Origin of the sequence: Xenorhabdus vietnamensis (assembly GCF_002127535.1) — a bacterium.
GTDB classification, from domain to species: Bacteria; Pseudomonadota; Gammaproteobacteria; order Enterobacterales; family Enterobacteriaceae; genus Xenorhabdus; species Xenorhabdus vietnamensis.
The window spans coordinates 49,348-57,265 of record NZ_MUBJ01000023.1 but is presented as its reverse complement, the minus strand read 5'-3'; the positions used below and the strand labels follow the sequence as shown (position 1 = coordinate 57,265).

Sequence of the window (7,918 nt, the reverse complement as noted above, 5' to 3'; positions counted from 1 at the left end):
GTCCTGCGAGTGCCCACACAGATTGTCTGATTAATTTGTTAAAGAGCAATGGCAACCGGAAAGTCCTCCGGGTTGCGAGGCTGCGTATCTTACACTTTTCGCCTCCGAAGTCAAGCGCTTATTTTCGCTTTTCTTCGCTGCCCGCCGCGGCGTGTCTCAGCTCAGCGTCGGTCAGTGGTGGCGCATTATAGGGAGTTTTACGGCGGTGACAATAGTTTTTTTGAAAAAAATTACCAACTGATGATTATTGCATCGAATTGCACTCAACCTGCTAGTTTTTCCAGCGTTAGGAAGCCTAATTCGCGTAAAACAGGTTTCAGCTCTTCGCTTGCTGGCTCTATTTTTGTGCAATATGCCAAATTATCCGTTGTTGTTAAAAACAAATCTTCCCTATTCTTGATCAACCATGCAGTTCTGCGGGCAATTGCCGCTCCCGAATCAATTAATCTTGTTCCATTTGGTAAAACTTGTGAAAGTTCTTCTGCTATCAGAGGAAAGTGAGTACAACCCAAAATGACAGTATCAGGTGGCTCTTTCATTTTCAGCCACGGTTTTAGTATCTTCTCTAACTCTTCTAGTGGAACATCCTTGCCATGTAATTTTCGCTCAGCTAATTCGACCAATTCAGCAGAGCCAATTAAATGCATCTGACAATTCGTAGCGAACATTGCTATTAATTCTTTTGTATAGTTGCGTTTCACTGTAGCACGTGTCGCCAATAATCCTACAACACGATTACAGGTTAGCTTCGCAGCGGGTTTGATCGCCGGCACAGCGCCAACAACAGGGAAAGAAAAACGTTCGCGCAAGGCGGGCAAGCTGACTGTACTGGCAGTATTACAAGCAATAACGACAATCGCCAAAGGGTGTTTTTTCTGTATCGTATCAATAACCTGAACGACCCTTTCTATAATCACTTCCGAACTTTTTTCGCCGTAAGGGAATGCTTTGTTATCAAATGCATATATATAGTGGAGATCCGGCAAGAGTTTCCGAATCTCTTGATAGACAGACAAACCACCCACCCCGGAATCAAAAACCAGAATCGTTGGACGGGCAGTTTTGTTTAAATCAGAGGTCTTGTACAAATCAGAAGTTGTAGCTGCCAGTAAGGTAGTACTCTCTTCCTGGGGTTCGATAGCCATAGGCTGTCTCATAATTTTTATCAAACAGATTAGCTATTCTAGCACGGATTGTAAGGTGGTCTGTGATTGGATATGAGGCGTTGATATGCCATATACTAGCGCCACCTAATCTCACTGTCTTCGGAGGATATGCATTATAGTCCTGATCATAACGCCGACCAATGTATTGGTAAGTTATTCCCCAATCGACATTAAAGGCTTCCCAATCTAATTGGTATTTAACTTGCTGTTTAGCTCTGCGGGTTAATTGTTTATTATCGCCATCACGTGGATCAACGTACTGCAATGTAAGCTGATGCTGGAATATGCCGGTATCCATTGTTCCTGTCCATTCGGCACCTTTTATTCTTGCCTTACCAATATTTTCATAACGGTTATCGGCGAAATTTATCAATTGTTCAATATCGTTATGATAAGCAGATAAACGCCAATTCAGTGGCCCACTCAACCCTTCAATTCCGATTTCCCATTGCTTGCTTTTTTCTGGTGCAAGATTTTCATTTCCCCATTTACTATAAAGCTGATTCAGAGTTGGAGCCTTGAATGCCGTTCCATACGAAGTGATAAAACGATAACCATCAATAAACTCCCAACCGACACCGACTTGCCCCGTAGTATTCCATGCATATTCAGAATGATGATCTGAACGCACCGCGCCTTCTAAAATAACATTCTGAACCTTTTGCTGTGCAGTTAAATATAACCCCATATTATCAACATCTTTTTGTACAGGAATGTTATTAGAGCCTGCTGTAACCGATTCTCTTTTCCAATCAATCCCACTGCTGATTGCACCATAGCCAACCTGCCATGCATTTCCCCATTGGACATTGTATTGTTTCGAATCACTTAAACTGGAGCTTTTGCCATAACGCCCGTGCTTAGGGAAATAATTGTAATCTTTGACATGGCTGTAACTAGCAATGAGTTGAGAAGAATAAATGCCTTGATTAAATTGAATACCAGCATCATAAGTACGATTGAAGAGCTCGCGAGTATCCGTATCGCCAACGCTCCATGCATCATAAGCCGTCCGGTTATTAAAGCCATAGGCTCGAGCAAATCCACTAATTTGCTCATTTATTTCATGATCTATTTCCAGCCACAGCATTTTACTCATAAAACCATCACGATCTGGTTGACGATATCCTCCTGTTTTACCATCAACTATCACATCAAACCCTTTGGTATAGGTATAACCTGCAGCTGTAGTCAATAAAGTATTCTCGCCGAGTTTTTGCTGTGTCGAGCCATTATAGTTTTGGTATCCATTCGAGCCTAACCCTGCATTCAGTGTTGTTCCCCGTTGTGCTTGCTTTGTGATGATATTAATCACTCCCCCAATCGCATCAGAGCCATATACGGCAGAACGCGCACCACGGATATATTCTATCCTTTGCACCATTGAAATCGGGATCTGGCTAAAATCGGCGGCTCCGGTAATACCTGCCTGATTCAAACGAATCCCATCCACCAGCACCAGTGTATGACTTGAATTTGTACCACGCACAAATAAAGATGAGCTCTGTCCAATCCCGCCATTTTGAGCTATATCAACACTAGGTAAGCGTCGCAAAACATCAACCAGATTATTAGATTGCCAGCGATCTATATCCTCGCGCGTCACTACTGTCATTGGTGCTAAAACTGAAGAAATCGGCTGCTTAAAGCGATTGGCAGTAACCACCAGCGGATCTTGATTATCAGCAGCTGCAAAATGGCTCCAGCCAGAAAATACCGCCACAAACGCAGCAGATAACAGAATATATTTTTTATTTGTCATAAGATTTGTGATGAGAATATGAGTGGTATCTAGCTAAATATCTATTATGTAATTAACTCTAAAGAGTCATGCTACGATGAAGGCCTTAGCGTGTCCAGAATGCCTCCCTATCAAAAAAAGAGGCTAATAAACCAGAAAACTGGACATCCTTTGCACTTCCCCTACAATGCCGCTCGGAAATTTTTCTTAACGCGACCATACGAGAATCAGATAATGCAGAATGTCTTGCCAACGGAAGATTATGAAAATCAATTGATGGAGAAGGTCCATCGCCTAAAAGGAATGATGACCCCCTTTAGCGCACCTGAGCCTGAATTTTTCCGTTCCCCTGCATCACATTACAGGATGCGAGCAGAATTCCGTATCTGGCATGAGGAAGATGACCTCTACCACATTATGTTTGATCAGCAGACCAAACAGCGTATCCGTGTTGATCAATTTCCAGTTGCCAATCAGCTAATTAATAAAATGATGCAAGCCATCATTACTGGCGTAAAAGATAAGCCAGTATTACGTCACAAGCTGTTTCAGGTAGATTATCTTTCCACCCGCAGTAACAAAATCATTGTTTCCCTGCTTTACCACAAAAAATTGGGTGATGAATGGCGTGAACATGCAGCCGTCCTGCGTGCTCAACTAATCGCAGCAGGATTTGATGTCCAGCTTATTGGGCGAGCTTCAAAAACCAAGATTATGCTCGACCATGACTATATAGATGAAGAGTTGCCTATTGCAGGTAAGACCATGATTTATCGTCAAGTTGAGAATAGCTTTACGCAGCCGAATGCCAGCATCAATATTCATATGTTGGAATGGGCGATTGATTGCACCCAAAATTCCAAAGGTGATTTACTCGAACTGTATTGTGGTAATGGCAATTTTTCTCTGGCACTGGCCCGAAACTTTGATCGGGTACTGGCGACAGAAATTGCCAAGCCTTCAGTTGCTGCTGCCCAATTTAATATCGCAGCAAACCAGATTGATAATGTGCAGATTATCCGCATGTCAGCAGAAGAATTTACACAGGCAATGAATGGAGAGCGAGAGTTCAATCGCCTGCAAGGAATCGATTTAAGCAATTATCAATGTGAAACCATTTTTGTTGACCCGCCACGCAGTGGTCTGGATGAAGAAACAATCAAAATGGTTCAAGCATATCCTCGCATTCTTTATATTTCCTGCAATCCAGAGACACTCTGCCAAAATCTGGAAATACTGACCCAAACTCACAAAGTCAGCAAACTGGCACTCTTTGATCAATTTCCTTATACCCACCATATGGAATGCGGCGTACTACTGGAACAAAGAACATAATCGTCAATAAACGAGGCTTAAAAAAACGCCACAGAGCTAATACTTATGGCGTTTTTTATTGGACTGTTCTTGAGAACAACGATCAGCTTTGACTTTCTGACATCAGCATTGCTTGCTGCTTGCGCCCTTTCATCTTTAGATAGATCCAAAATACCAAGGCAGTACTAATAACGACTGGCAAGAAATTAGAACCAATTTCTGGATATTTCATCCGGATGAATGCGCTGTACATGAACATACCTAAGAAGAAGCATCCCATAGCCAGTTTTGGCAATCCTTCTGCCATTGGGTAATTCAAATAACGTTGATGGAGACAATACAGAGCAAGTGCCAGGGCAATAATAGGGAAAATAGAAAAAGGCACAAATGAATTGAAAAATGCTGAAAAAGTTCCGTGTGTTGCCATTCCAACGATAAGAGCCAGCAGCATCGTGCTTTTATCTTGGCGGTATTGTTCCATCGTATTATTCTCCTTTCATTCTTATTCAGAGGTTTTAGGGATCGTTTTAGGGACAGTATTTTTTTCTTGCTCACGACGATACCAATAATAGGCACCTTTGGAAATCATACGGAGTTGTAAAACTAAACGTTCTTCCAGGCGACGCCTTTTTTCTTCATCAATATCCAATGCTTCTGCACCTGCACTGAATACAATTGTCACCATCGCTTCGGCTTGTATTTCAGTAAAATGACGCGGCATATGGCTAGCTTGTTCAAGATAGTCTGCCAATTCAGCGATAAAATGTTGGATTTCTCGTGCTACAGCCGCACGAAATTCAGCTGATGTGCCGGAGCGTTCGCGCAGCAACAGCCGGAACGCGTTGGGATTGTTGCCAATGAACTCCATGAATGTTGAAACCGAAGTACGGATGATACTACCACCTTTTGCAATGCGCTGACGTGCCTGACGCATTAATTGACGCAGCATCAAACCACTTTCATCCACCATTGTCAGCCCTAATTCATCCACATCCCGAAAATGTCGATAAAAAGAAGTTGGTGCGATACCAGCTTCCCGGGCCACTTCTCGTAGGCTCAAGCTTGTAAAACTGCGTTCAGCACTAAGTTGGCTGAATGCCGCTTCAATCAGGGAGCGACGGGTTTTTTCTTTCTGTTTTGCTCTTACTCCGGTTACGTTACTCACAACAATCCTGATCTATCTCGACTCTGTAATCAGGCAAATATAACAGATTCTGTTAGGTTTGCTGTGATTGTTCTCTTAAAGATATTATTCGATGTTTTCCTATCTTATTTCTATAACAGTGAGATAAAAACCGTATGGTCATTGGGTTATTACATTAAGTAATGTTAAGATAGAGTTGTTATTTTGTGTAAAAACAGGTCTTTCCTCTATGCAACATACTCATTTTGATGCCATTGTGATTGGCTCCGGTCCCGGAGGGGAAGGAGCAGCAATGGGGTTGGTGAAACAAGGCAAAAGCGTTGCTGTTATAGAACGTTACAATAATGTCGGTGGTGGATGTACTCATTGGGGCACAATACCGTCGAAAGCTCTCCGCCATGCCGTTAGCCGTATTATTGAATTTAATCAAAACCCCCTCTACAGTGATAACTCCCGCATTCTTCGCTCCTCGTTTTCAGAAATCCTGCGCCATGCTGAAGTCGTTATTAACCAGCAAACCAAGATGCGCCAAGGGTTTTATGAACGCAACCGTTGCCGAATGTTCGCAGGCGAAGCAACTTTCATTGATGAACATCGGGTAAGTGTTCGTTATGCCGATGATAGTGTTGATATCTTAAGTGCAGACACAATAATCATTGCCACTGGCTCCCGTCCTTACTGCCCTCCTGATGTCGACTTCACCCATTCCCGTATTTATAACAGCGATACTATTCTGCAACTGGATCACGAACCACGCCATGTGATTATTTATGGCGCAGGGGTGATTGGCTGTGAATATGCCTCTATTTTCCGGGGGTTGGGGGTTAAGGTAGATTTGGTCAATACCCGTGATCATCTTCTGTCCTTTCTTGATCAAGAAATGTCTGATGCCCTCTCCTATCATTTCTGGAATAGTGGCACTGTCATCCGCCACAACGAAGAATATGAAAAGATTGAAGGTGTTGATGATGGTGTAATTGTTCATCTGAAATCCGGCAAGAAAGTCAAAGCGGATTGCCTGCTGTATGCCAATGGCAGAACAGGTAATACAGACACACTAGGTTTAGAAAATGTCGGGCTGGAAACAGATAGCCGAGGCTTACTGAAAGTCAATCGCGTCTACCAGACCAGCAATGAAAACATCTACGCAGTTGGCGATGTTATTGGCTATCCTAGCTTGGCTTCCGCAGCCTATGATCAGGGGCGGATTGCTGCAAAAGCGATTACGACAGGCAGTGCTAGTCTGTATCTGGTGGAAGATATCCCAACAGGAATTTATACCATTCCTGAAATCAGCTCAGTTGGCAAAACAGAACAGCAATTGACCGCAATGAAAATCCCTTATGAGGTAGGACGCGCTCAATTCAAACATCTGGCAAGAGCGCAAATTGCTGGCATGAACGTTGGCAGTATCAAGATCCTGTTCCACCGTGAAACAAAACAGATTTTAGGTATCCACTGTTTTGGCGAGCGTGCCGCAGAGATCATTCATATTGGTCAAGCCATCATGGAACAAAAAGGTGAAGGCAATAATATCGAATATTTCGTTAATACTACCTTCAATTATCCAACAATGGCGGAAGCCTACCGAGTTGCGGCACTCAATGGGCTAAATCGATTATTTTGATATTTTTCCGAGTACTGCAAAATAATTACCCATTTTAGTCCGAATCGCCTCTGCTAATTGCTCATAGCGACCACGCAGAGGTGAGCCGGGACGATAAACCAATATGACGGATCGCTTGGGTTCCGGTTCATAACATTCCAGATAGCAAACCCCATCACGGCTTCTTTCATTCGGAACCGACAAATCTGGTAATAATGTCATCCCACTGCCCGCTGCGACCATATTACGCAGCGTTTCCAGGCTAGTCGCTCTAAAATGAGTGTCTTCTTTGGCTCCCGCCTGAAAACAAAACCCCATCGCCTGATCACGCAAACAGTGTCCATCTTCCAGCATCAATAACTTCTCACCGGATAGCTCACTCATTTTAACTTTATCTCGCCCGGCCCATTTATGTTCTTCATACACCGCCAACTTCATGGGTTCTTCAAACAACGGCATTTCAATAAATGCTTCGGTTTCTTTCACCTGTGCCAAAATGGCGCAATCAAGCTTTCCACTATCGAGTTGTGCCAACAAGTTTTGGGTCTGTGCCTCATGCAGGTACATTTCCAATTTGGGGAACAATTTGTGCAGTTCAGGAATGATAAGTGGTAGGAGATAAGGGCCGATTGTCGGAATAAGACCGATATGCAACGGCCCGGACATACTTTCACCTTGAAGGGAAGCCATTTCCTGCAAAACTTTTACTTCTCTCAATACGGTTTTAGCCTGTTCCACCAGCAACATACCCTGTTGGGTAAATAATACCTTGCGGCTAGTGCGTTCCAGCAGCATCACGCCAAGCTCATCTTCCAGCTTACGGATTTGTCCGCTCAGTGTCGGTTGGCTGACATGACAAGAATCAGCCGCTCGGCGAAAATGCCGGTATTCAGCAAGTGCTACAAGGTATTCTAGATCGCGGATATTCATTCCCAACCTCAGCATTT

The 7,918-nt window shown here is 43.4% G+C and carries 7 protein-coding genes; 2 read left to right on the top strand and 5 right to left on the bottom strand.

Annotation, left to right across the window (positions count from 1 at the left end; genetic code table 11):
- Window positions 1–263: 263 nt before the first annotated feature.
- A complete protein-coding gene (gene murI, locus Xvie_RS16685; protein ID WP_086110310.1) occupies window positions 264–1,145 on the bottom strand; it encodes a glutamate racemase in 882 nt (293 codons plus the stop codon).
- Complete coding sequence (btuB, locus tag Xvie_RS16680) at window positions 1,090–2,928, bottom strand: TonB-dependent vitamin B12 receptor BtuB (protein WP_086110309.1); 1,839 nt, start codon at window positions 2,926–2,928, stop codon at window positions 1,090–1,092. The genes murI and btuB overlap by 56 nt, the downstream gene beginning before the upstream one ends.
- Window positions 2,929–3,138: 210 nt before the next feature.
- On the opposite strand from btuB, the gene trmA reads away from it, so the two are divergent.
- Window positions 3,139–4,242, top strand: coding sequence for a tRNA (uridine(54)-C5)-methyltransferase TrmA (gene trmA / locus Xvie_RS16675; RefSeq protein WP_086110319.1), 1,104 nt, complete (start codon window positions 3,139–3,141; stop codon window positions 4,240–4,242).
- Window positions 4,243–4,324: 82 nt separating this feature from the next.
- Here the strand turns inward: trmA and Xvie_RS16670 are convergent, their stop codons facing one another.
- Both Xvie_RS16670 and fabR read right to left on the bottom strand, forming a co-directional pair.
- Complete coding sequence (locus tag Xvie_RS16670) at window positions 4,325–4,702, bottom strand: YijD family membrane protein (RefSeq protein WP_086110308.1); 378 nt, start codon at window positions 4,700–4,702, stop codon at window positions 4,325–4,327.
- 21 nt (window positions 4,703–4,723) lie between these two features.
- Complete coding sequence (gene fabR, locus Xvie_RS16665) at window positions 4,724–5,386, bottom strand: HTH-type transcriptional repressor FabR (protein ID WP_086110307.1); 663 nt, start codon at window positions 5,384–5,386, stop codon at window positions 4,724–4,726.
- A gap of 208 nt (window positions 5,387–5,594) precedes the next feature.
- Between fabR and sthA the strand changes: the two genes are divergently transcribed.
- On the top strand, window positions 5,595–6,992 hold the full coding sequence (gene sthA, locus Xvie_RS16660) for a Si-specific NAD(P)(+) transhydrogenase (RefSeq protein WP_086110306.1): 1,398 nt from the start codon (window positions 5,595–5,597) through the stop codon (window positions 6,990–6,992).
- Here sthA and oxyR read toward each other — a convergent pair.
- Window positions 6,984–7,901: a DNA-binding transcriptional regulator OxyR gene (gene oxyR, locus Xvie_RS16655; protein WP_086110305.1), complete on the bottom strand. Its 918-nt coding sequence runs from the start codon at window positions 7,899–7,901 to the stop codon at window positions 6,984–6,986. The two genes, sthA and oxyR, sit on opposite strands and share 9 nt — an antisense overlap.
- Window positions 7,902–7,918: the final 17 nt, after the last annotated feature.

What these genes read in the sequence shown, in the direction of transcription:
- murI (WP_086110310.1), bottom strand. Translation starts at nt 1,145, where the DNA reads ATGGCTATCGAACCCCAGGAAGAGAGTACTACCTTACTGGCAGCTACA.
- btuB (WP_086110309.1), bottom strand. Translation starts at nt 2,928, where the DNA reads ATGACAAATAAAAAATATATTCTGTTATCTGCTGCGTTTGTGGCGGTA.
- Xvie_RS16670 (WP_086110308.1), bottom strand. Translation starts at nt 4,702, where the DNA reads ATGGAACAATACCGCCAAGATAAAAGCACGATGCTGCTGGCTCTTATC.
- sthA (WP_086110306.1), top strand. Translation starts at nt 5,595, where the DNA reads ATGCAACATACTCATTTTGATGCCATTGTGATTGGCTCCGGTCCCGGA.
- oxyR (WP_086110305.1), bottom strand. Translation starts at nt 7,901, where the DNA reads ATGAATATCCGCGATCTAGAATACCTTGTAGCACTTGCTGAATACCGG.